Annotated in this window: 19 protein-coding genes and 1 pseudogene; 4 read left to right on the top strand and 16 right to left on the bottom strand. The window is 71.4% G+C overall.

The window, feature by feature from the left end:
- Positions 1 to 49: 49 nt before the first annotated feature.
- The 5 genes from HGG74_RS02360 to HGG74_RS02340 all read right to left on the bottom strand — a co-directional run bounded on the left by HGG74_RS02360 (position 50) and on the right by HGG74_RS02340 (position 5,470).
- A complete protein-coding gene (locus HGG74_RS02360; protein ID WP_168484711.1) occupies positions 50 to 853 on the bottom strand; it encodes a CPBP family intramembrane glutamic endopeptidase in 804 nt (267 codons plus the stop codon).
- 85 nt (positions 854 to 938) lie between these two features.
- Positions 939 to 2,177, bottom strand: a complete 1,239-nt coding sequence (gene hutI / locus HGG74_RS02355) for an imidazolonepropionase (RefSeq protein WP_168484710.1) — start codon at positions 2,175 to 2,177, stop codon at positions 939 to 941.
- 5 nt (positions 2,178 to 2,182) lie between these two features.
- Positions 2,183 to 3,541 carry a formimidoylglutamate deiminase gene (locus HGG74_RS02350; protein ID WP_168484709.1) on the bottom strand — a complete coding sequence of 453 codons (1,359 nt, stop codon included), beginning with the start codon at positions 3,539 to 3,541 and terminating at the stop codon, positions 2,183 to 2,185.
- A complete protein-coding gene (locus HGG74_RS02345) occupies positions 3,538 to 4,737 on the bottom strand; it encodes an allantoate amidohydrolase (protein WP_168484708.1) in 1,200 nt (399 codons plus the stop codon). The genes HGG74_RS02350 and HGG74_RS02345 overlap by 4 nt, the downstream gene beginning before the upstream one ends.
- Before the next feature lie 22 nt (positions 4,738 to 4,759).
- Positions 4,760 to 5,470, bottom strand: a complete 711-nt coding sequence (locus tag HGG74_RS02340) for an IclR family transcriptional regulator (protein WP_168484707.1) — start codon at positions 5,468 to 5,470, stop codon at positions 4,760 to 4,762.
- Positions 5,471 to 5,678: 208 nt separating this feature from the next.
- Here HGG74_RS02340 and HGG74_RS02335 point away from each other — a divergent pair, with 208 nt between their 5' ends.
- Positions 5,679 to 6,698 (top strand): ABC transporter substrate-binding protein, encoded by a 1,020-nt coding sequence (locus HGG74_RS02335; RefSeq protein ID WP_168484706.1) that lies wholly within the window; start codon positions 5,679 to 5,681, stop codon positions 6,696 to 6,698.
- A gap of 2 nt (positions 6,699 to 6,700) precedes the next feature.
- On the opposite strand, the gene HGG74_RS02330 is transcribed toward HGG74_RS02335, so the two are convergent.
- The 4 genes from HGG74_RS02330 to tdh are packed head-to-tail and all read right to left on the bottom strand — an operon-like array spanning position 6,701 to position 11,273.
- Positions 6,701 to 7,810 (bottom strand): NAD(P)/FAD-dependent oxidoreductase, encoded by a 1,110-nt coding sequence (locus tag HGG74_RS02330; protein ID WP_168484705.1) that lies wholly within the window; start codon positions 7,808 to 7,810, stop codon positions 6,701 to 6,703.
- Between the two features lie 43 nt (positions 7,811 to 7,853).
- Positions 7,854 to 8,999 (bottom strand): DUF695 domain-containing protein, encoded by a 1,146-nt coding sequence (locus tag HGG74_RS02325; protein ID WP_168484704.1) that lies wholly within the window; start codon positions 8,997 to 8,999, stop codon positions 7,854 to 7,856.
- Positions 9,000 to 9,007: 8 nt separating this feature from the next.
- On the bottom strand, positions 9,008 to 10,198 hold the full coding sequence (locus tag HGG74_RS02320) for a glycine C-acetyltransferase (RefSeq protein ID WP_168484703.1): 1,191 nt from the start codon (positions 10,196 to 10,198) through the stop codon (positions 9,008 to 9,010).
- 28 nt (positions 10,199 to 10,226) lie between these two features.
- Positions 10,227 to 11,273 (bottom strand): L-threonine 3-dehydrogenase, encoded by a 1,047-nt coding sequence (gene tdh / locus HGG74_RS02315; protein WP_168484702.1) that lies wholly within the window; start codon positions 11,271 to 11,273, stop codon positions 10,227 to 10,229.
- 161 nt (positions 11,274 to 11,434) lie between these two features.
- Between tdh and HGG74_RS02310 the strand changes: the two genes are divergently transcribed.
- From HGG74_RS02310 to HGG74_RS02300, 3 genes are all read left to right on the top strand, one after another.
- The gene (locus tag HGG74_RS02310) at positions 11,435 to 12,733 is read left to right on the top strand and encodes a GAF domain-containing protein (protein WP_168484701.1); all 1,299 of its coding nucleotides are present in this window, start codon (positions 11,435 to 11,437) and stop codon (positions 12,731 to 12,733) included.
- A gap of 92 nt (positions 12,734 to 12,825) precedes the next feature.
- Entirely contained in the window at positions 12,826 to 14,349 is a 1,524-nt protein-coding gene (gene exaC, locus HGG74_RS02305) for an acetaldehyde dehydrogenase ExaC (RefSeq protein ID WP_168484700.1), read from the top strand.
- Between the two features lie 3 nt (positions 14,350 to 14,352).
- Positions 14,353 to 14,757, top strand: a complete 405-nt coding sequence (locus tag HGG74_RS02300; RefSeq protein WP_168484699.1) for a DUF779 domain-containing protein — start codon at positions 14,353 to 14,355, stop codon at positions 14,755 to 14,757.
- Positions 14,758 to 14,932: 175 nt separating this feature from the next.
- Here HGG74_RS02300 and HGG74_RS02295 read toward each other — a convergent pair.
- From HGG74_RS02295 to ligA, 7 genes and pseudogenes are all read right to left on the bottom strand, one after another.
- Positions 14,933 to 15,655 (bottom strand): annotated as a pseudogene (locus tag HGG74_RS02295) (aminoglycoside phosphotransferase family protein); the annotation flags it as partial.
- Positions 15,656 to 15,778: 123 nt separating this feature from the next.
- Positions 15,779 to 17,293: an Asp-tRNA(Asn)/Glu-tRNA(Gln) amidotransferase subunit GatB gene (gatB, locus tag HGG74_RS02290; protein ID WP_168484698.1), complete on the bottom strand. Its 1,515-nt coding sequence runs from the start codon at positions 17,291 to 17,293 to the stop codon at positions 15,779 to 15,781.
- Positions 17,294 to 18,820: an Asp-tRNA(Asn)/Glu-tRNA(Gln) amidotransferase subunit GatA gene (gene gatA, locus HGG74_RS02285; RefSeq protein WP_168484697.1), complete on the bottom strand. Its 1,527-nt coding sequence runs from the start codon at positions 18,818 to 18,820 to the stop codon at positions 17,294 to 17,296.
- Positions 18,810 to 19,106, bottom strand: a complete 297-nt coding sequence (gene gatC, locus HGG74_RS02280; RefSeq protein ID WP_168484696.1) for an Asp-tRNA(Asn)/Glu-tRNA(Gln) amidotransferase subunit GatC — start codon at positions 19,104 to 19,106, stop codon at positions 18,810 to 18,812. Before gatC ends, gatA begins: the two co-directional genes overlap by 11 nt.
- 38 nt (positions 19,107 to 19,144) lie before the next feature.
- Positions 19,145 to 19,660, bottom strand: a complete 516-nt coding sequence (locus HGG74_RS02275; RefSeq protein ID WP_168484695.1) for a GNAT family N-acetyltransferase — start codon at positions 19,658 to 19,660, stop codon at positions 19,145 to 19,147.
- Positions 19,657 to 21,144 carry an amidase family protein gene (locus HGG74_RS02270; RefSeq protein ID WP_168484694.1) on the bottom strand — a complete coding sequence of 496 codons (1,488 nt, stop codon included), beginning with the start codon at positions 21,142 to 21,144 and terminating at the stop codon, positions 19,657 to 19,659. Before HGG74_RS02270 ends, HGG74_RS02275 begins: the two co-directional genes overlap by 4 nt.
- 136 nt (positions 21,145 to 21,280) lie before the next feature.
- Complete coding sequence (gene ligA, locus HGG74_RS02265) at positions 21,281 to 23,563, bottom strand: NAD-dependent DNA ligase LigA (RefSeq protein WP_376766111.1); 2,283 nt, start codon at positions 23,561 to 23,563, stop codon at positions 21,281 to 21,283.
- Positions 23,564 to 23,575: the final 12 nt, after the last annotated feature.

Genomic DNA, 23,575 nt, shown 5'->3' with positions numbered 1-23,575 from the left:
GGGAAGGGGGGAGGGAGAAGGGAAAAGATGGAAGGGGCACGGAGACGGGTCAGGTGCCGAGGCCGATGGCGGGGCCGAAGAGGGCGTAGCCGACGAAGCCGGCGGTATCCAGCAGGGCATGCGCCACCACCAGCGGCATGACCCGCCGGGTCCGGGTGTAGACATAGCCGAAGAGCAGCCCCATCAGGAAGTTGCCCACCCCCGGCCCGATCCCCTGGTACAGGTGGTAGGAGCCGCGGACCAGGGCGCTGGCCAGGATGATGGTCCAGTTACTCCAGCCGAACCGGGCGCAGCGGTCGAAGAGGTAGCCCACCACAATGACTTCCTCGACCACTCCATGGCGCAGGGCGGAGAGCACCAGTACCGGCACCGTCCACCAGTAGGTATCCAGCGCCGACGGCACGACCGCCGTCGTAATTCCCAGCGCCCGGCCGGCCGCGTACACGCCCAGGGTTCCCGCCCCCACGGCCAGCGCCAGGCCGAAGCCGAGGCCGAGATCCAGCCCGGGTCGGGCGAAATCGAACCCCAGCCGGCGGAACACCGGCCGGCCGGCTGGTTTTCCGGCCGGTACGCCCGGCGCGGCGAGCAGGAACAGCACCAGCGCCACCGGGACCAGCGAGAAGAAGATTCCCAGCAGCTGGTAGACCAGGTCGAAGACCTCCCGCTCGTCCAGCACCGGGTTCAGCGTGGTGGTCTGCGACGCCAGCGGCGCCCGGGTGGCCTTCTCCAGCAGGTCGACCACGGCGTAGACCGCGGACTGGCCCAGGGACAGTCCCAGCACAATGAGCACTTCGGCACGGTAATAGCCGCGGGTGCGGGGCACCGCGCCGGTCGGTGTGGTTCCGGTCTGCATGGACACTATCCTGCCCCACTCGGCAGGGTGGGGCAGCCGGGTCCCTGCGTGGCGCGCCAGCGACACGAAAGGGCCTGCCCCACGCTCAGGCGACCTGCTTGCCCGCCCGCCACACGGCCGCCGTCAGCGGCATGCCCGGCCGGTAGGCCAGATGCGTGGCCGAAGGCGCGTTGAGCAGGTGCAGGTCCGCCCGGTGCCCGACGGCGATCGAGCCCACCGCCCGCTCGCCGTCGGCATCGGTGCCGGTGTGCACGCCCAGGGCCAACGCACCGCCGTAGGTCGCCGCACGCACCGCCTCGTGCACGCTCAGGCCCATCTGCAGCACTGCCGTCGTCACGCAGTAGTTCATCGAACTGGTGTAGGAGGTCCCGGGGTTGCAGTTGGAGGCCAGCGCGATTTCGACGCCGGCATCGAGCAGCCGCCGTCCCGGCGCCAGCGGCTGGCGGGTGGACAGGTCGCAGGCCGGCAGGCAGGTGGCCACGGTGCCGCGCCGGCCCGTGCCGGCGCCGGCATCCCAGCCGGCCCAGGTGCCGGCCAGCAGCTCGACGTCGGTATCTGACAGGTAGTTCACATGGTCCACGCTGGCGGCGCCGAACTCCACCGCCAGCGCCACCCCAGGTCCCTCGCCGAGCTGGTTCCCGTGCACGCGCAGCCCCAGCCCCGCGTCCCGGCAGGCGGTCAGCACGCGGCGGGACTGCTCCTCGGTGAACGCCCCGCGCTCGCAAAACACATCCGCCCACTGCACGTAGGCCCGCACGGCGGAGAGCATGTCGCCGCAGACCAGGTCCGTGTACGCGTCGGCGTCGACGCCGGCCGGCACCAGGTGCGCGCCGAGGAAGGTCACCTGGTCCGCCACGGTGGAGGCGATCCGCGCACTGCGGGCTTCCTGCTCCACGTCCAGGCCGTAGCCGGTCTTCGTCTCCAGGTACGTCGTGCCGCCGGCGGCTGCCTCGGCGGCACGCGCCAGCAGCAGCCGGGTGAGCTCATAGTCGTCGGCGGCCCGGGTCGCTTTGACGGTCACGGCGATGCCGCCGGCCTGGTAGCTCTGCCCGGCCATCCGGGCTTCGAACTCGGCCGTGCGGTCCCCGGCGAACACCAGGTGGGTGTGCGAATCCACCCAGCCGGGCAGCACGGCCCGCCCGCCGGCGTCGTGCACCGCGTCTGCCGCCGGTGCCTCGGCGGCAGTGCCAAGCCAGGCGATCCGCTCGCCTTCGAGCACAACGGCCGCATCGCGCAGCACGCCGTCCGCCCCGCGCGCCGGGTCCTGGGTCATCAGCTCGCCGATGTTGGTGATCAGCAGCGAGCTGGCTGGGGAGTCTGTCATCTGGGTCAGGATCCTTCACTGTCGAGTTTGGCGAGGGCGGTGGCCAGCAGGCGTGCCGGGTCCCCGAGGGTGGCGTGGATGCCCTTTCGGGCAGCAAGCCGGCCGCCAACCACCACGGTGCCCACGTCCTGGGCGGTGGCGGTCAGGGCCAGCTGGTCGCGCCGCGAGCCCACCGTGCGCAGGCTGGCCGGATCCACCGCCATCAGGTCGCAGTACCGGCCCGGGGCCAGTCCCGGCGGCCGCCGGCCCTGGGCCGCGGCGCCGGCATCGGAGACGGCCGTGTGCAGTGCGTCAGGCGGGAACCAGCCGCGCTGGCCCGACCCCAGCCGTTCGCCGTGCTCGAGGGCGCGCATCTCCAGCCAGGGGTCGACGACGGCGTGCTGGTCGGTGCCGAGCGCAATCCGGGCGCCGGCGTCGCGCAGCGCGGCAGCCGGGCCGATCCCGTCGCCCAGGTCGGCCTCGGTGGTCGGGCACATCACCACGGTGGTGTGCCCGGCACCCAGGATGGCAATGTCGGCCTCGGCCAGGTGGGTGGCGTGCACGGCCGACAGCCGCGGGGTGACCAGGCCGTGCCGGTGCAGCAGGCCGGTGGGAGTCATCCCGGTGGCCTGCACGCAGGCCTCGTTCTCGGCCGGCTGCTCGGAAAGGTGGATGTGCAGCGGCAGCTCGGCGGGCAGGTCCCGGGCGATGACTTCGAATGCCTCGGCGGGCACGGCACGGACCGAATGCAGTGCGGCGGCGACGGTGACCTCGTCCGGGGAAAACCGGCGTGCCACCTCCTCGCGCAGGGACTGCAGGCGCTCGAGCCAGGCCTCGGGGCCGGCATCGCCGAACCTGGCCTGCTCCGCCGAGAGCGGCTGACCGATTCCGCCGGCCAGGTAGCAGGTGTCCAGCAACGTCAGCCGGATGCGTGCGTTGACGGCGGCCCGGGCCAGCGCCAGTTCCATGGCGTGCCGGCCGTCCTCCCCCGCGTACGGGGTGCCGTCGGGCCGGTGGTGGACGTAGTGGAATTCGGCCACGCTGGTCCAGCCGGTCACCACCATTTCCGCGAAGACCGCGGTGGCCAGTTCCTCGTACAGCTCGGGCGTGAGGGCGCCGGCGGCCTGGTACATCTGCTGGCGCCAGGTCCAGAAGCTGCCCACGCCCATGGCGTGCGTGCGCCCGCGCAGCACCCGGTGGAAGGCGTGCGAATGCGCGTTGGCGGCCGCCGGGAAGGCCACGCCCTCCACGTGCAGGTCGGCCTCCCGGGCCGGGACGCCGCTGCGGACCGAGGTGACGATGCCGGCGGCATTGACCTCGGCGCGCACCCGGTCCACCACGCCCCGGCCGGGCAGCCAGGCGGCCTCGCACCACACCGCGCTCACAGCAGCGCCTCCAGCGCATCCGCCAGCGCGGCCGAGCCGGCGTCGGCATCGGCCGGCTCGACGAATTCCTCGGGCGAGTGCGAAATCCCGGTCGGGTTCCGGATGAACAGCATGCCGGAGGGAACGTACCCGGCCAGCACCCCGGCGTCGTGACCGGCACCGGTGGCCAGCACCGGCGCCCCCGGCAGGGCGTTCTCCAGCTGGCGCTGCAGGGCGGGGTCGAAATACACGGTGCCGCTGTAGGACTCCTCGGTCAGGGACACGGTGCACCCTTCAAAGGCCGCGATCTTCTGCGCCTTGCCATGGATGGTCTCCACCAGCCGGGCGGTCACGGCGTCGTCCGGATGGCGCACGTCCAGCCACAAATCCACCCGCGAGGCGATCACGTTGGTACCCCCGGGCACCGGCTGGATCCGCCCGACCGTCGCCCGGGCGTCCGGCTGGGCCGCGGCCACCTGCCGCACGGCGAGGATGACCTGCGCGGCCGCGACCATCGGGTCCCGGCGGTCCTCCATCAGCGTGGTCCCGGCGTGGTTGCCCTGGCCGGCGATCCCCAGCTTCCAGCGGCCGTGGCCGAGGATGGAACTGCCGACGGCGACGGCCGGCCCGTCCTCGCCGAGGCCGCGGCCCTGTTCCACATGCAGCTCGACGAAGTCGCCGATCCGGGCCAGCGCCTCCGGGTCCGCGCCGAGGTGTGCCGGGTCCAGCCCGTTCTGCCGGGCGACGTCGGCGAAGGTGTTTCCGTCGGCGTCGCGCAGGTTCCTGGCCTTGTCCGCGTCGATGGCGCCGGTGAGCAGCCGGGACCCCAGGCAGGCCACGCCGAAGCGGGAACCTTCCTCTTCCGGGAACACCGTGACGGCCAGGGAACGGCGCGGCTCGACCCCGCGGGCCCGCAGTTCGTCCACCGCGGCGAGCGCGGCTGCCACCCCGAGCGGACCGTCGAAAGCGCCGCCGCCGGGCACCGAGTCGAGGTGGCTGCCGGTGACCAGCGCGCCGGCCTGCGGCGGGCCCCACCAGGCCCAGATGATCCCGTTGCGGTCGGTCTCCACATCCAGCCCGCGGCGTCCCGCCTGCTCCACGAACCAGGCGCGCAGGTCCAGCTCCGCGGCCGAGTAGACCGGGCGGGTGTAGCCGCCGCGCTGTTCGTCGCGGCCGACGCCGGCAATGGAGTCAAGTAGCGAGGTTACGGTGTCCATGTGGTTCCTCGGGTGGGTTCGGTCATCCGGCGGCAGGGTGGGAGTCGTCCAGGCCGGGGGCACCGGCCTGATCGGCGGCAGGCGTGGCAAAGAGCCGGCCGGCTTCGGCGGCCACGACCGCGCCCAGGGTGCGGGCGGCTTCCGGCGTGGTGCGGTAGCTGGGCGCCACCACGCTCAGCGCCGCCACGACCTTGGAGCCGGCCATCACCGGTGCGGCCACGGCGGTGATGTCCGGTTCCACGCCCTCGGCGACGACGATGAACGAGCCCGGCTCCACCTTGCCCTGCAGGGCGGCGCCGGCCGCGCTGCCCTCGAGCGGGAAGGTCCTGCCGACCCAGTTGATGTGCCGCACCGACTGGGTCCCTTCCTCGATGGCCAGGTACAGCCCCTGCGTGTTGCCGGCCGCCACGCTCAGGTAGGCCGACTCGCCCGTGCGGGCCACCACGGACTGCAGGGCGGCGCGGCTGGTGGCCACGAGCGAATCGTGGCTGAGCGCCTGGACGCCCAGCTGGACCATCCGGTAGCCCGGGCGGTACAGGCCGTCCCCCCGCCGGGCCGCGAAGCCGTTGGCTTCCAAGGTGCGCAGCAGGCGCAGCGCGGTGCTGGCCGAGAGTCCCATCTCCTTGGCGGCATCGGCGAGTTTGACGCCGTCGTGCTCGCAGACCACCCGCAGCAGTCCCAGGGCCCTGTCGGCGGCTCTGGTGGTAGCGTCGGGCGCGGCGTTGGCAACCATCCGGGCTCCTTCCACGCCAAAGGCGGCAACTGAGGCTTGTTGCGCCCAGTAAAACACGTATTTCACTGCCCGGCAAGAAATCCCTCCACGCCGGGCCGGCCCCGCCCATTGACGTTCGCGGCGACTATCCGTACATTTCAGGTAGCGATCCTGGGATTTCATTGCTTGAAAGGGTCGTGCCACCTAACGGCAGAATTTGGAGAGGCCCATGACAACACAGCTGACGCGCAGCCCGCGCCGCCGCGCCGCCCTGACCGCGGTGTCTGCGGCGGTGGCAGGAATCCTCGCCCTGTCCGGGTGCGGCACCGGCAGCCCCTCGTCCACCGAGCCTGCCGGCGGCACCGCGGGAGCGGGCGCCGGAAACCTGGACAAGGTGACCTTGGGCCTGCTGCCGATCACCGACGTCGCCCCCGTCTACCTCGGCGAACAGCAAGGCTTCTTCGAGGACGAGGGCATCGACCTCGACCTGCAGCCGGCCCAGGGCGGCGCCGCCATTGTGCCGGCGGTCACCACCGGCGAGTACCAGTTCGGCTATTCGAACGCGGTCTCCCTGCTGATCGCCCAGGACAAGGCGCTGCCGATCAAGGTCATCTCCAACGGCTCCAGCTCCACCAACGAACCGGGGCACGACACCACCGAGGTCGCCGCCATGCCCGACAGCGGCATCAACGGCCCGGCCGACCTGGCCGGCAAGACGGTCGCGGTCAATGCCCTGAACAACTTCGCCGACATCACCATCCGCAACTCCGTCGAGAAAGCGGGCGGCAACCCGGAGGAGGTCAAGTTCGTGGAAATCCCCTACCCGAACATGCCCGCGGCCCTGGCCCGCGGCGATGTCGACGCGGCGTGGACGACCGAGCCCTTCCGCACCCAGATCCTGGACGCCGGCGGCAAGATCGTGGCCAGCCCGATGACCGACCTGGCGGAAAACTTCGACTCGGCGTTCTATTTCACCTCCCAGCAGACGCTGGACCAGAACCCCGAGCTGGTGGAGCGCTTCCGGACGGCCCTGCACAAGTCCTTCGAGTACGCCGCGGAGAACGAAGACCAAGTGCGCACAATCATCCAGGACTACGCCAAGGTCACCCCGGAGCTGGCACAAAAGGTCGAGATGACCGTCTGGCGCCCGGAGATCAACCTGGACGGGCTCAAGGCGCTGGGGACCGCTGCCAGGAAGTACGGCGTGCTGGAGAACGAGCCGGACTACAGCGCGCTGATCGTCCAGTAGCTTCAGGGAGTGGGGCTGGGGCCGCCGCGCAGCGGGCTGAGCGCCGCCGCGGCGGCCGCGGACCAGGGCCCGCTGTCCTGCCCCAGCAGCAGCCCCGCGGCCAGCTCGGCAATCCCGCAGGAGGTCTGGAAGCCGTAGCCGCCCTGGCCGGCCAGCCAGAAGAAACCGTCCACGTCGCCGTCGAAGCCCACCACCGGGTGCCCGTCCGCCGGCTCGGTGCGCAGGCCGGTCCAGGCGCGCGCCACCGAACGGATGCCCATGGTGGTCAGCCCGTCGATCAGTTCGACGACGGCCTCGACGTCGCCGGGCCGGGGCCTGGCGTCCTCGGCCACGCTGGGCACCGCCTCCGAGGGTGAAATAAGCACCTGGCTGCCCTCCGGACGGTAGTAGAAGGTATGGTCCGCCGCCGCGACCATCGGCTGGCCGGCTCCGAGCGGATGGTCGACGTCGACGACGGCGGCGGTGCGCCGGTACGGCACCAGACCCTGCGGGGCGGCGCCAAAGAGTCCTGCGACCTGGTCCGCCCACGCCCCGGCGGCATTGACCACCGTGGCCGCCTCGATGCTGTGCTCCCCCGCCTCGACCCGCCAGCCGGCGCCGCCGGCTGCCGCTGCCCGGACCGGCGCCCCGGTGAGGACCACCGCGCCGCCGGCCTCCGCCGCCGCCCGGTGGTATTCGATCATGGCGTCGGCGTTCGAGCCGAAGGAGTGCCGGTCCAGGCCGGCTGCCGCGAAGGTGCCGGGCCGCAGTTCGGGGCTGAGCTGCTGCACCTGCGCCGGGCTGAGGAACTCCATCTCGGCGGTGGCGTTGGCCTGCACGTCCTCCTCGCTGCCGACCAGCAGGAAGCTGCGCGGGGTCAGGAACACCGTCCCGGTGCGCTCCTGGATGCCGTGCAGCAGCTCCAGGGTCCTCCTGGTCAGCTCGCGGACCGCCGGCGGCCCGTAGCTGGGAATCAGCTGCCGGGCGGAGCGCGAAGAGGTGTGGTAGGCCAGCGTCGCTTCGGCCTCGGCGAGCACTACGTGGAGGCCGGGTGCGCTGCCGGAGAGCTCGGAGGCCAGGGACAGGCCGGCAATGCCGCCGCCAATGATCAGGACGTCGCAGGTAAGTGGCATAGCGCCATCCTGCCACGGCCGGCGCTGCGGGACGGGGAGCGCCCTACCTGATCCGCAGGTGGCGGACGCTGGACCAGGCCGGATCAAGCTCGGTGCCGAAACCGACCTGTCCGGGCTGCCAGTCCACAGCGGTGGCCTCCAGCTCCCAGGCGGCTGGACCGGTGGAGTCCACGTAGAAGTGCAGCAACCGCCGGCCGCCGCTCGTTTCCGTCGCGACCAGGCGCCCCTCACCGAGGAGCTGTGCGCACAGACGGTCCTCCATCGCCTGCAGGGCCGCCAGCGCCCCCGCATCCGGCAGCCCCGGGCCGTCCGGCAGCCCCGCGCCGCCGGCCAGTCCGGAATCCTGCGGCCCGCCGGGGTCCGGCAGGCCGGAATCCTGCAGCAGCGCCGCATCCGTGCCGGCGGCCAGGTGCACTTTGTACGGCAGGCTGACGACGACGTGGAGATCGTAGTCGGGCCAGAAGGCCGGCACCAGCGGAACCTGGACCCGGGCCAGGACCGGGAGCCCGTTGGCCGCTGTACCGTTCAGTTCATGCCAGATGGGCCGGCCCTGTTCATCAAAGGCCTTGGACCGCAGCTGCTCCACCACGCTGCGCAGCATCGCCAGCGGGACGCCGTTGGGCAGATCGTGCAGCACCGGCTCAATGACCCCGATCCAGGCGGCGACGTCCTGCTGGCCGATGGCATGGTCGAGCATGATGCCGACCGGGCCCAGCCGCTCGCCTGCGGGCAGGTCCTTCAGGCGGGGGTGGTAGACGGCGATGTCCACCGAGTACCTGTTGACCATCAGGCCCACCCTGAACTCCGTGCTGTCGAACTCCTGGCCGCCTACGCCCAGCGTGAGGTCCTCGAAGAACTCGGACGCCTGGCGCACGTCCGTGTACTCCCACTCCGGCGACGGCGCCGGGGCCGCCTTGAGCACGCGGCGGGCCACCGCTGCGTAGTCCTTGCTCTCGGAGAAAATCACCAGCTGGTGTGTCGAAACCGTTCCCGGCCCGAGTTCCCAGGCCAGGCCGGGACTGATCCGGGAGACATGCCGGCTCAGCTGTTTTGCGTAGTCCGCCCCGCCCGCATCCCGGCCCTGCGCCACCAGCCGGGTGCCGTGCTGCAGCCACCACGCCCAGAAATCGCGGATGGCCGCAGGCTCGGCCGCCGGCTGCGGCCGCTTCCGCCGGCCCAGCGGTGCCATCAGGCGTCCTAGACCGAGGCACGTGCGGCCACGAACGCGGCCACGCACGCCTCGACGTCGCCGGCAGTATGCGCTGCCGACAGCTGGACCCGGATCCGGGCCGTACCCTGGGGCACCACCGGATAGCTGAAGGCGGTGACATAGACCCCCTGCTCCAGCATCGCCTCGGCGATCCGGCCGGCCAGCACCGCGTCGCCGAACATCACCGGCACGATCGGGTGCTCGCCGGGCAGCAGGTCGAAGCCTTCGGCGGCCATGCGCTGCCGGAAAAGCGCCGCATTCTCCTGCAGCCGCCCGCGCAGCTGGGCCGATCCCTGTACCAGTTCCAGGGCCTGCAGGGTGGCCGCGGCGATGGCCGGGGCGACCGAGTTGGAGAACAGGTAGGGCCGGGCCCTTTGCCGCAGCAGCGCCACGATTTCCCGCCGGCCGGAGACATAGCCGCCGGAGGCTCCGCCCAGGGCCTTGCCGAAGGTCCCGGTGTAGATGTCCACCCGGCCGGAGACGCCCGCATGTTCCGGGCTCCCGGCGCCGGTCGGCCCAATGACGCCGACGGCATGCGAGTCGTCCACCATCACCAGCGCATCGTAGGCCTCGGCGAGCGCGCAGATCTCACGCAGCGGGGCGAGGTAGCCGTCCATCGAGAACACCCCGTCGGTGACCACGATCTTCCGCCGGGCCCCGGCGGCTTCCTGCAGCCTGGCCTCCAGCTCGGCCATGTCGCGGTTGGCGTAGCGGTAGCGCTGCGCCTTGGAGAGCCGGATGCCGTCGATGATCGAGGCGTGGTTCAGCGCGTCCGAAATGACCGCGTCGTCCGGGCCGAAGAGGGCTTCGAACACGCCGCCGTTGGCGTCGAAGCAGGAGGAGAACAGAATGGTGTCCTCGGTGCCGAGGAAGGCCGAGACCCGCTGCTCCAGCTGCAGGTGCAGGTCCTGGGTGCCGCAGATGAAGCGCACGCTGGCCATGCCGAAGCCGCGCTCGTCCATGGCCTGCTTGGCGGCGGCGATGATCCGGGGATCGTCGGCCAGGCCCAGGTAGTTGTTCGCGCAGAAGTTCAGCACCTGGCGCGGTTCGGTGCCGGGGCTGCCGGCCAGGATGCGGCCGGACTGCGGCGAGGCGATCCGGCGTTCGGCCTTGAACAGGCCGGCGGCGCGGATCCCGTCCAGCTCCTGGAGCAGCTGCTGCTTGATCGCAGAGTACATGGAAGCCTCCCTGAGCGTCCCGGCCGGTTCAGATCCGGGTCCAGTCAAGCACTACCTTGCCGCCGAGGCCACCACGGGCAAGGTCGAACCCGTGTTCCCACTCGGCGGCCGGCAGCACGTCGGTGATCACCCCGGAGATCGCGGCATGCAGCACCGGACTGGAGGAGAGCATGGCACTCATCGCGTACCAGGTTTCGAACATCTCCCGCCCGTAGATGCCCTTGAGCGTGAGCATGTGGGTGACGACTTTGGACCAGTCGACGGTGAGCGGCTCGGAGGGCAGGCCCAGCAGCGCGATGCGCCCGCCGTGGGTCATGTTGTCGATCATTTCGCGCAGCGCCGTGGCGCGGCCGGACATTTCCAGGCCGATGTCGAAGCCTTCGGCCATCCGCAGCTCGTGCTGGGCCTGGGCCAGCCGGTCCCGGCTGACGTCCACGGCCAGGTCCGCACCCATCTTCACCGCCAGTTTCAGCCGGGCCGGGGACACATCGGTAATGGCGATCCTGCGGGCCCCGGCATGCCGCGCCACTGCCACGGCCATCAGCCCGATCGGGCCCGCCCCGGTGATCAGCACGTCCTCGCCAACCATCGGGAAGCTCAGGGCGGTATGGACGGCGTTGCCGAAGGGGTCGAAGATGGCCCCCAGTTCCGGGGTGACGCCCGGATCGTGGTGCACCCAGACATTGGTTTCGGGCAGCACCACATATTCGGCGAAGGCCCCGTCGCGCTGGACGCCCACGCTGAGGGTGCGGATACACATCTGCCGCCGGCCGGCGCGGCAGTTCCGGCAGATCCCGCAGACGATGTGCCCCTCGCCCGAGACCCGGTCCCCGGGCCGGACATCCCGGACATCGGCACCGACCTCGACCACCTCGCCATAGAACTCGTGGCCGGGCACCAGCGGCGGGGTGATGGCCCCCTGTGCCCAGGCGTCCCAGGCCTGGATGTGCAGGTCGGTGCCGCAGATGCCGGTGGTCAGGACCTTGATCAGCACGTCGGCATGCCCGGGCTTCGGCTCCGGCCGGTCCACCAGTTCGAAACCGGGGTGCGGCCCGGACTTCAACAGCGCCTTCACGCGGACCTCCCGTTGCTCCCGCCGTTGCTCTCGTTCGCCATGCTGCCCACCCTGGCTGCCCCATCCCCGGCACACCCGTGACGTGCGCCACCTTCCCACTCTACGGGCTCCGGAACGGTTGGGTAGACTGTGGCCCACGCCACTGAACGAGCGGAGCAACGGTGCCCGGCAGGATCGAGCCGTCCTTACTCCAGGTCCAGCAGCAGGCCCAGGCCGCCCATGAGCAGCTGGACCGGTTCCGCCCGCCCGGACCGGGTGCCCCGGACGGGTTGCGCGGGCTGCGCGCGGTGGTGCGCGACTCCTGGCAGCGGTCCCTGCGCGCGCTCGGCTCCCCGGGTGCCGCGGCCGCGCCGGTGGCGCTGGGCGGCGGCGAACTCGAGGACTACCGGCGGCGCCACCCGCTGGCCGGCCTCATGCCGGTGATCCGCCGGCTGCTGGTGCTGCCGGCCCGGGACACCGGCCTGCTGGTGGCCGTCGGGGACGAGCGGGGCCGGCTGCTGTGGGTGGACGGGGACCGGGCGCAGCGCCGGCGGGCCGAGTCCATGGCGTTCCTGCCCGGCGCCGACTGGTCGGAGGCCGCCGTGGGCACCAGCGCTCCGGGAACGGCCCTCGCCCTGGGCCGCGGCATCCAGATCGCCGGGGCCGAGCACTTCAGCCCCGCGGTGCATCCGTGGAGCTGCACGGCAGTGCCGGTCCATGACCCGGACACCGGCGCGGTGATCGGCGTCGTGGACATTACCGGACACGGCGAGGCGGTGGCCCCGCACACCCTGCCGCTGGTCCAGGCGGCGGTGGCCGCTGCCGAGGCCCAGCTGCGCATCGACCGCCTCCAAGGCACCGTCCCCCGGGCCGTCCCCGCGCCCCGGACCGCCGGGTACCTGCTGGAAATCACCGGCAGGGACCAGGGCCGGCTGACCGCCGCCGGAGGCCGGCTGGAGCTGTCCCTGCGCCACACCGAGATCCTGGCCCTGCTCGCGCTGCATCCGCAGGGCCTGCGGGCGGAGGAACTGGCGGACCTGCTGTATCCCGACGCCGGCGGGCTGACCACGCTGAGGGCTGAAATGGTCCGGTTGCGCCGCCTGCTGGCTGCCGGCTGCCCGGCACTGGTGCCGCAGTCGCGCCCGTACCGGCTGCCGCAGGCGCTGGCCACCGATGCCGGCCAGGTCCTCGCGCAGCTGCACCGCGGGGCCCGCCGCCAGGCCCTGGACGGCTACCGGGGCGAACTGCTGCCGCGCTCGGTGGCTCCGGGCATCGCCGGCTACCGGTCCGAGGTGGCCATGACCATGCGCGAAGCCGTCCTGGCGGACGGCTCCCCCGACACGCTGCTGCGCTACCTCCAGCTGCCCGAGGCCAGATATGACGCCGAGGCCTGGCGCTGCGCGCTGCGGCTGCTGCCAGCCCGCTCGCCGCGGCGGGCCGCCGTCGTCGCCCGTCTGACGGAACTGGAAGCGGACGGCTGAACGCTGCAACCTGGATGCAACCTTGCCCGGCCTAGGCTCGGGACGGCAGACGAGGACGTCTGTCCGAACGTGACACGCCGAAGGAGTTACCCATGACGGTATACGCACAGCCCGGCCGGCCCGGAGCCAAGGTCAGCTTCAAGCCCCGCTATGAGAACTGGATCGGCGGCGAATGGGTGGCCCCGGTCAAGGGCGGGTACTTCGAGGACATCTCCCCGGTGACGGGCAAGGTGTTCTGCGAGGTGGCCCGGGGTACGGCGGAGGATATCGAGCTGGCCCTGGACGCCGCGCACAAGGCGGCCCCGGCCTGGGGCAGGACCCCGGTGGCCGAGCGCGCGCTGATCATCAACCGCATCGCGGACCGGATCGAGGAGAACCTGGAGCTGCTGGCGGTGGCCGAGACGTGGGACAACGGCAAGGCCGTGCGCGAGACGCTCGCCGCCGACATCCCGCTGGCTGCGGACCACTTCCGCTACTTCGCCTCGGCGATCCGCGCCCAGGAGGGCCGGCTCTCCCAGCTGGACGAGGACACCACCGCCTACCACTTCCACGAACCCCTCGGGGTGGTCGGGCAGATCATTCCGTGGAACTTCCCGATCCTGATGGCGGTCTGGAAGCTGGCCCCGGCCCTGGCCGCCGGCAACGCCGTCGTGCTCAAGCCCGCCGAACAGACCCCTGCCTCGATCCTGGTGCTGATGGAACTGCTGGCCGACATCCTGCCGGCAGGCGTGGTGAACGTGGTCAACGGCTTCGGCGTGGAGGCCGGCAAGCCGCTGGCCTCCTCCCCGCGGATCCGCAAGATCGCCTTCACCGGCGAGACCACCACCGGCCGGCTGATCAGCCAGTACGCCTCCCAGAACATCATCCCGGTCACCCTGGAACTGGGCGGCAAGAGCCCGAACATCTTCTTCTCCGACGTGGCCGAGGCTAACGATGCCTTCTACGACAAGGCGCTGGAAGGCTTCGCGCTGTTCGCCTTCAACCAGGGCGAGGTGTGCACCTGCCCGTCCCGGGCCCTTATCCAGGACTCGATCTACGACTCGTTCATGGCCGACGCCCTGGCCCGGACCCAAAAGATCGTCCAGGGCAACCCGCTGGATACCGACACCCAGATCGGCGCGCAAGCCTCCAACGACCAGCTGGAGAAGATCCTCTCCTACATCGACATCGGCCGCCAGGAAGGCGCCAAGGTGCTCACCGGTGGCGCCCGTGCCCAGCTGCCCGGAGACTTGGCGGAGGGCTACTACGTGGCGCCCACCGTCTTCGAGGGCACCAACAGCATGCGCATCTTCCAGGAGGAGATCTTCGGCCCGGTCGTCTCGGTGACCCGCTTCGGCGACTACGCCGAGGCGGTGCAGATCGCCAACGACACCCTGTACGGCCTCGGTGCCGGGGTCTGGTCCCGCAACGGAAACACGGCCTACCGGGCCGGCCGGGAGATCCAGGCCGGCCGGGTCTGGGTGAACAACTACCACGCCTACCCCGCCGGCGCCGCCTTTGGCGGCTACAAGTCCTCCGGGATCGGCCGGGAGAACCACGCCATGATGCTCGAGCACTACCAGCAGACCAAGAACCTGCTGGTCAGCTACAACGAGAACAGGCTCGGGTTCTTCTAAAAAATGGCGCCCTCCGAATCCGTTCTGGAGGCCGCGGCGGTGCTGCCCGGGGAGGACTTCTCCCGGGTGGCACTGACCGGATCCGCCGTCAGGTTGCTGCAGAAACTCTGGGCCGGCCACGGGCCGCTGATGTTCCACCAGTCCGGCGGCTGCTGCGACGGCTCCTCGCCGATGTGCTACCCGGCGGGCGAGTTCATCACCGCGGAAGCCGATGTGCTGCTCGGTGTGTTCGACCTGCCCGGCTGCGGGCCGCTGGAGTTCTGGATGTCGCGCGGGCAGTTCGCCTACTGGAAGCACACCCGGCTGACCGTGGACGTGGTGGCGGGCCGGGGCAGCGGTTTCTCCGTTGAAGCCCCCGAGGGCAAGCGCTTCCTGATCCGCTCGGAGCTGCTCGGCTTCCCCGGCTGAACCGCGGCCCTCGCTCAGGTCTGGTCCAGGACCTCGGCGAGCGCCGCCTGGCCGGCCGCCCGCAGCAGCGGGCTGTCGTCGGAATGGCCAGCAGGGCCGTGGCAATGTTCAACGCCCAGCCGCGGGCCCGCTGCCACGTCGCCGCGTCGATGCGCCGGCGCGACTCAAGGGCCTCGCGGAATTCCCGGCGGCCCGGCCCGTCAAAGACCAGCCAGGCTGCGGCCAGGTCGGTGGCCGGATCCCCGGCCGTCAGGTCACCGAAGTCAATCACCGCCGAGAGCCTGCCGCCGGTAGTGATGAGGTTGGCCGGGTGCAGATCCCCGTGCAGCCAAAGCGCGGGGCCGTTCCAGCCGGGTGCGGCGCACAGCTGCTGCCAGAGCCGGGCCGCTTCCGCCGCCTCCGGCAGCTCGGCTGCCAGCGAGGCCAGCCGCCGGCGCACGTCAGCATCCCGGGCCCGCAGCGGAACACCGCGGACCGGGTTGGCTGGCGCCTGCGGCGGCGCCGGCTGCCCGAATCCGGCCAGGAAAGCTGCCAGCTGGCCCGCCCAGCGCCGCCGCTGCGCGGCGGGCTGTCCGGCTGCCGTCGTGCCGTCAATCCAGCGCAGCACAGACCAGTGCCACGGAAAAAACGGCGACGGCGTGCCGCAGCGCAGCGGGGCCGGCACCGACATCTCCAGCCCGGTGGCCAGCTTCGGCAGCCAGGTCTGCTCGTGCAGCACCAGCGGCGCGGCGGCGGCGCGCCGCGGCAGCCTGACCGCGAGCGCATCACCCAGCCGGAAAATGGCATTGTCCCAGCCGGTGGCCGCCGAGCGCAGCGGCAGGGCGGCCAGGTCCGGGAACTGGTCGGCCAGCAGGCGCCGGACCAGGCCACCGCTCACCCGGATGTCCGCTGCAGGCATGCCCGCCATCGGCCGCCCTCCTTCCCTCCCCTCCCATCGAGACTACAGATCACGCCCGTTTCCGGCCGGGAAACGGGCGTGATCTGCCCAGTCGATGGAGGGGGTGCCGGCCAGGGGCCGGTGCTAGCCGGCCACGCCGAGGCGCTCGAAGATCAGCTCGCGGACGCGGCCGGCGTCGGCCTGTCCGCGGGTGGCCTTCATGACCCCGCCGACGATCGCGCCGGCCGCCTGCACCTTGCCGCCGCGGATCTTCTCCGCCACGTCCGGCTGGGCCGCCAGGGCAGCATCGATCGCCTCGAGCAGCGCCGCGTCGTCGGAGACCACGGCCATGCCGTGCTGCTGCACCACCTCGGCGGGGGTGCCCTCGCCGGCCAGCACGTGTTCGAGCACCTTGCGGGCCAGCTTGTCGTTGATCTTGCCGGCGCGGATCAGCGAGTCCAGCTCCACGATGGTCGCCGCCGTGATGCCCAGCTCCGCCGGGTCCACCTCGGCTTCCTTGGCCCGGCGGGAGACCTCGCCCATCCACCACTTGCGGGCCGCGGCGGCGCTGGCGCCGGCGGCAATGGTCTCCTCGATCGAGTCCATCACCCCGGCATTGACCACGTCGCGGAACTCGGCGTCGGAGTAGCCCCAGGCCTCCTTCAGCCGCCGGCGGCGCTCGGCGGGCGGCTCGGGCAGCTGCGCGCGCAGTTCCTCGATCCACTCCTCGCTGGTGACCACCGGCACCAGGTCCGGCTCCGGGAAGTAGCGGTAGTCGTCGGCGTCGGACTTGGGCCGGCCGGCGGTGGTGGAGCGGGTGTCCTCGTGCCAGTGGCGGGTCTCCTGGGTGACCTTCTGGCCGGATTCGAGCACCGCTGCGTGCCGCTGGATCTCGTAGCGCACGGCGCGTTCGACGGCACGCAGCGAGTTCACGTTCTTGGTTTCCGACCGCGTGCCGAAGGTGGCCGAGCCCTTGGGCATCAGCGAGACGTTGGCGTCGCAGCGCACGTTGCCGCGTTCCATCCGGGCATCCGACACGCCCAGGTTCTTCACGATCTCGCGGATGGTGGCCACGTAGGCCCTGGCCAGCTCGGGGGCCCGGGAACCGGCGCCGACGATCGGCTTGGTCACGATCTCCACCAGCGGCACGCCGGCCCGGTTGTAGTCGACCAGGGAGAAGTCGGCGCCCTGGATGCGCCCGGTGGCCCCGCCCATGTGGGTCAGCTTGCCGGCGTCCTCCTCCATGTGCGCCCGCTCGATCTCCACGGTGAAGACCGTGCCGTCCTCCAGTTCGATGTCGATGGCGCCGTCGTAGGCGATCGGGTCCTCGTACTGGGAGGTCTGGAAGTTCTTCGGGGTGTCCGGATAGAAGTAGTTCTTCCGCGCGAAGGTGCACGAGGGCGCGATCTTGCAGCCCAGGGCCAGGCCGATCTTGATCGAGTACTCCACCGCCGCCCTGTTCACTACCGGCAGCACCCCGGGCAGGCCCAGGTCCACCGGGCTGACATTGGTGTTCGGCTCGTCCCCGAAGGCATTCGGGGCCGCGGAGAACATCTTGGTCCGGGTGTTCAGCTCCACGTGGACCTCGAAGCCAAGTACCGGGTCGTACTTGGCCATGGCCTCGTCGAAGGAGAGGGTTTCATCCGTTACAGCAGTCATTTACTTCACACCTCCGAGAACCGGGGCCTGGGCAAGCAGCGGGCCGCCCCATTTTTCCTCCAGCAGGGCCTCGAGCGCGGCGCCGGCACGGTACAGCCGCACGTCCTCGCGGGCCGGGGCCAGGAACTGAATGCCCACCGGCAGCCCGTCGGCCAGGCCGCCGGGCACCGAGATGCCGGGCACGCCGGCCAGGTTGGCCGGAATGGTGGCGACGTCGTTCAGGTACATCGCCAGCGGATCGTCCAGCTTCTCCCCCAGCCGGAAGGCCGTGGTCGGAGCGGTCGGGGACACCAGCACGTCCGCCTGCGCGAAGGCGGCCTCGAAGTCGCGCTGGACCAGGGTCCGCACCTTCTGCGCCGAGCCGTAGTAGGCGTCGTAGTAGCCGGCCGACAGGGCATAGGTGCCCAGGATGATCCGGCGCTTGACCTCGTCGCCGAAGCCGGCGGCACGGGTGGCGCCCATCACGCGCTCGATGGTCATCGGCCCGTCCTCGGGCAGCACCCGCAGCCCGTAGCGCACGCCGTCGAACTTGGCCAGATTGGACGAGGCCTCCGAGGGCATGATCAGGTAGTAGGCGCCCAGGGCGTAGCGGAAGTTCGGGCAGGACACTTCGACGATCTCGGCCCCGGCGCCGCGCAGCAGCTGAAGGGACTCGTCGAAGCGCTGCTGCACTCCGGCGTCGTAGCCTTCACCCTGCAGCTCGCGGACCACGCCGATCCGCAGTCCGGCGACGTCCGCGGAGCGGGCCGCCTCGGCGAGCGCGCCCAGCGGGTCGGTCAGCGAGGTGGAGTCGGCCGGGTCGTGGCCGCCGATCACCTCGTGCAGCAGTGCCGAGTCCAGCACGGTCCGGGAGACCGGGCCGATCTGGTCCAGCGAGGAGGCCATGGCGATGGCCCCGTAGCGCGAGACGCCGCCGTAGGTCGGCTTCACGCCCACCGAACCGGTGACCGCCGCCGGCTGGCGGATGGAACCGCCGGTGTCGGTGCCCAGGGCCAGCGGGGCCTCGTACGCGGCCACCGCTGCGGCGGATCCGCCGCCGGAACCGCCGGGGATCCGGTCCAGGTCCCAGGGGTTGCGGGTGGGCCCGTAGGCCGAATGCTCGGTGGAGGACCCCATGGCGAACTCGTCCAGGTTGGTCTTGCCCAGCATCGGCATCCTGGCCTCGCGGATCCTGCTGATCACGGTGGCGTCGTAGGGGCTCATCCAGCCTTCGAGCATCTTCGACCCGGCGGTGGTGGGCTGGCCGATGGTCACGATCAGGTCCTTGATCGCGATCGGCACGCCGGCCAGGGCGTGCAGTTCCCCGGCCAGGCCGCCGGCCCGGAGGGCATCCACCTCGGCGGCGACGGCGAGGGCCTCCTCGGTGTTCACGTGCAGGAAGGCGTTCACCTCGCCGTCGACCTCGGCTATGCGGTCCAGGTGCGCCTGGGTGACCTCCACGGCGGAGACTTCCTTGGCGGCCAGCTTCGCGGCCAGGTCGGCAGCGCTGGAGCTAATCAGTTCGTTCACGGGGGCCTTACTCCTCATCCAGGATTGCAGGGACCTTGAAGCGGCCGTCCTCGGCATCCGGCGCGCCGGAGAGGGCCTGCTCGTTGGTCAGCGTCGCACCGGGCACATCCTCGCGGAACACGTTGGCCAGCGGAATCGGATGGGAGGTGGCCGGTACATCGTCGCCGGCCACTTCGCTGACGGTCTTGATCGAGTCGACGATGACGTCCAGTTCGCCGGCCATTTTGTCCAGCTCTTCCGCGGTCATCTCAATGTGGGCCAGCCGCGCCAAATGCGCGACCGCCTCACGATTGATCTCAGACATGGGTCTCCTGCAGATGGGGAACGGTTGTGGCTACCAGTCTACCGGCGCCGGGCAGGCCCCTTGAGGTCCAGCCGGAAGACCCACAGCCGGATATCGGTACCCGGCACGTTCCAGTCCCGCTCCGGGACGCGGACGAAGCCCAGGGACCAGTAGAGCCGGTGGGCCCGCTCCCAGTCGCTGCCCGTGGTCAGGCTGACCGCCTCGACGCCCGGAAGCTGCCGGGCGTGCTCGATGATGGCCTGGACCAGGGCCCGCCCCACGCCGGAGCGCTGGAGGGCGGGGTCGACCGCCAGCATGCGGAATTCCAGCTCGCCGGGGCGGGCAATGTCGGCGTACTCCCCGCCGGCGAGGGTCAGCGTCACCGCGCCGGCGACCTTCCCGTCCAGCTCGGCCACCCAGACGGTGGCATGTTCGGCGCGGTGCGCCACGTCCGCGAGCCGCTCGAGGTAGGCATCAGCCTCCGTCAGGTGCCCGCCGTGCAGGTACGCCGCCCGCGTCAGCCGGGCGACGTCGTCGTAATCGGCCTCGACGGCGGGCCGGACGGTGATGCTCACTTCCCGGCGGCCGCCGGTGCGCCCGGGACAGGCCGCGGCGCGGCCGGCAGCAGTGCCTCGACCTGCCGGGCGAGCCAGAGCAGGTCCGCGTCGGCACCGGGCACGGTGTCCAGTTCGACGCCGACCGGCAGGCCGGCGGCGCTGGTGCCCGCCGGCAGGGAGATGCCGGGCAGCCCCAGGACGCCGCCGAGGTTGGCGTGCCGGATGACGGTGGCGAAGGTGGGCACCTCGCGGCCGTTGAGCTCGATGGTGGTGTCCCGGCCGATTTCCGGGGCCGTGACCGGGGCCGTCGGCTGGATCACCGCGGCCACGCCGGCTTCCTCCACGGCCGCCTGGTACAGCTGCCGGGCCGTGGCCGCGTCCGCCAGCGCCTGCCGGTACGCTGCGTCGCCGGATTTCCGCAGCGCGGCGGCGGCCTCGAAGATGCCGCGCACGTCCTCGCTGGCGACGGCGTCCACAACGTCCTGAACGCTGGCGGAGGCGCCTCCGGCGGCCAGGTAGCCGGCCAGGTCCTCGGCCACCTCGTACAGGGCGATCGTCTGCCCCGCCGGGTCGGCCAGGTCCAGGACCTCGCGCAGCTGCACGGGCACCAGTTCGGCGCCGGCGGCCTCCAGCACCGCCAGGGTGCTGCGGAAGCAGGCCTCGACCTCCGGCTCAAGGTCCTGGCCGAAGGTGCTCTCCGGGACGCCCAGGCGCAGCCCGTCCAGCGGCAGCCCGGCGGCGTCGGCCCGGCGCCTGGCCGCGGCCGGCGGCTTCTGTCCGGCCAGCACCGCATCGAGCAGGATAATGTCGGCGACGCTGCGGGCCATCGGTCCCACCGTGTCGCGGGTGTGCGAAACCGGCACCAGGCCCGCGGACGGGTAGCGCCCGGCGGAGGGCCGGAACCCGACGATGCCGCAGTAGGCCGCCGGGATGCGCACCGAGCCGCCGGTATCGGCGGCCAGGGCCGCCGGTACCAGGCCGATGGCGACGGCGGCGGCGCAGCCTCCGCTGCTGCCCCCGGCCACCCGGGCAGGGTCGAACGGGTTGCGGACCGGGCCGAACGCTGCGTTGTTCGAGGTGATGCCGAAGGACAGTTCGTGCAGGTTGGCCTTGCCCGCCACCAGCGCGCCGGCGGCGCGCAGCCGGGCCGTCACGGGAGCGTCCTCGGCGGGGCGGTGGTCCTTCAGGGCCGGGGTGCCGCCGGTCGTCGGCATGCCGGCAGCGTCGATGGTGTCCTTCAGCACCACCGGGATGCCGGCCAGCGGCGCGTCCTGGGACGCCGCGTCCTGGCTGCCGGCAACGGATTCGAGCAGGGCCGGGAAGTTGTCGTGGATCAGCACTCCCAGCTGCTCCGCCCAGTCCCGCCGCCCGGCCAGCGCGCCGAGGTAGGCCGCCGCATCCAGCTGCCCGGTCCGCAGGTACTGCGCGGCTTCGGCCGCGGTCAGGTCCGGTGCCTGGGCGGCGGAAGGGGCAGGGGCGGGTGCAGTGGTGCTTTGTGTCATCCTTCCATGGTGATGGACCGCACGGCCGGCACCGGGGAACCGCCGCGCGGTGTAGCTCACATTTCTTTCCCCAAACCTTCCCGGGCATCCTCCAACCGACGCCCGGAGTCCATCCGGCCACGGTCCCGGAAAACTCTCAGACGGTGCCCGTTTCCAGCAGCTTGCGGAAGCCGTCCTCGTCCAGCACGGGGATGCCCAGCTGCTCGGCCTTGTCCAGCTTCGAGCCGGCATTCTCCCCGGCCACCACGTAGTTGGTGTTCTTCGACACGGACCCGGAGGCCTTGCCCCCGCGGATGATGATCGCCTCCTTGGCCTCGTCCCGGCTGAAGCCCTCGAGCGAGCCGGTGACCACCACGGTCAGGCCTTCGAGCGTGCGCGGGATGCTTTCGTCCACCTCGTCGGCCATCCGCACCCCGGCGTCCTTCCAGCGCTGCAGGATCTCGCGGTGCCAGTCCACGGCGAACCATTCCTTCAGCGACGCCGCGATGGTCGGGCCCACGCCGTCCACATGGGCCAGTTGTTCCTCCGTGGCGTTCTCGATCCCGTCCATGGTGCGGAAGGCGGTGGCGAGGGCCCTGGCCGCGGTCGGTCCCACATGGCGGATGGACAGCGCCACCAGCACCCGCCAGAGCGGCTGGCTCTTGGCCTTGTCCAGTTCCTCGAAGAGCTTCTGGGTGTTGGCCGTGGGCACCGAGGGCTTCTTCGCGGTGCCCCGGGTGTAGAAGTAGGGCACCAGTTCGAAGACGCCCGTACCCTGGCCCTTGGACCGCTTCTCCCGCCACACCCGCACGTCCGCCAGCCGGGCGCGCAGTTCCGGGTCGGGATGGCTGGCCGCCAGGTCGAAGAGCTCGGCCTCGGTGGTGATCACGCCCGGGCCCCCGGGCGCGACGGCTCCTCCGTTCTCTGCCGGATCCGGGCCGGGTCCCATGGTCAGGGCCACGGCGGCTTCCTCGCCGAGGGCCTCGATGTCGAAGGCGCCGCGGCCGGCCAGGTGGGCCACCCGCTGGGTCAGCTGCGCCGGGCAGGACCGGGCATTGGGGCAGCGCAGGTCCACATCCCCTTCCTTGCCCGGGGCCAGCGGCGTGCCGCAGGACGGGCACTCGGCCGGCATCACGAATTCGCGCACCTTTGGCTCCTGCGCGTCCCGCAGGGCCACCACCGGGCCCACGATTTCCGGAATGACGTCCCCGGCCTTGCGCAGCACCACGATGTCCCCGATCATGACGCCCTTGGCCTTGACCACATCCTGGTTGTGCAGCGTGGCCATTTCCACCGTGGAGCCGGCCACCTTCACCGGCTCCATCACCCCGTAGGGCGTGACCCGGCCGGTGCGCCCGACATTGACCCGGATGTCCAGCAGCTTGGTGTGCACCTCCTCCGGCGGATACTTGTAGGCCACGGCCCAGCGCGGCACCCGCGAGGTGTGGCCCAGGGCCCGCTGCAGCCCGAAGTCGTCCACCTTGATGACGATCCCGTCGATCTCGTGCAGCAGATCGTGCCGGTGCTGCCCGAAGTGCCCGATGAAGTCCAGGACCTGCTCGAAGCTGTCCATGACCTGGAAGTACGGACTGACCGGCAGCCCCCAGCCGCGCAGCAGCGCATAGGTTTCTGACTGGCTGCCGGCGGCCAGGCCTTCGCGGGCGCCAAGGCCGTGGACGAACATGCTCAGCGGCCGCCGGGCAGTCACCGCCGGATCCTTCTGCCGCAGCGAGCCGGCTGCGGCATTGCGCGGATTGGCGAACGGGGCCTTGCCCTCGGCCACCATCTGCTCGTTGAGCTCGCGGAAGCCGCTGGTGGCAATGAAGACCTCGCCCCGGATTTCCAATTCCGCAGGGAGGTTGCTGCCGGCCAGCCGGGTGGGGATGTCCTTGATAGTCAGCGCATTGTGCGTGATGTCCTCGCCGGTGGTTCCGTCGCCGCGGGTGGCGGCCCGGACCAGCTCGCCGTTGCGGTAGAGCAGGTTGACGGCGAGGCCGTCGATCTTGACCTCGGCCAGCCAGCGCAGCGGGCGGTCCCCGCCCAGCCGGGCCACCGAGGCGGTGGCCCGCTCGACCCAGGCCTGCAGTTCCTCGAGCGAGAAAACGTCCTCCAGGCTGTACATCCGCTGCAGGTGGCGCACCGGCGTGAACGCCGCGGACACCTCGCCGCCCACCTCCTGGGTGGGCGAGTCGTTGGCCACCAGTTCCGGGTGCAGGGCCTCGAGCTCCTCCAGGTGCCGGTACAGCGCATCGTACTCGGCATCGGAGATCAGCGGGGCGTCCTCGGTGTAGTACGCGTGGCGGTGGCGGCGGACCTCGTCCACCACACGCTGGTATTCCTCGCGCACTGCCTCGCTGGGCAGCTGATCGGGCTGCCAGGCTTCGGCCGGGGCCGTTTCTTCCGGTGCTGTTTCTTCGGGCTGGATTTCCGCTGTGCTCACGGGTCTATCTTG

The sequence above is a fragment of the Arthrobacter mobilis genome, assembly GCF_012395835.1.
GTDB classification, from domain to species: Bacteria; Actinomycetota; Actinomycetes; order Actinomycetales; family Micrococcaceae; genus Crystallibacter; species Crystallibacter mobilis.
The sequence above is the reverse complement of the archived record's forward strand: the minus strand, read 5'-3'. Positions and strand labels throughout refer to the sequence as shown.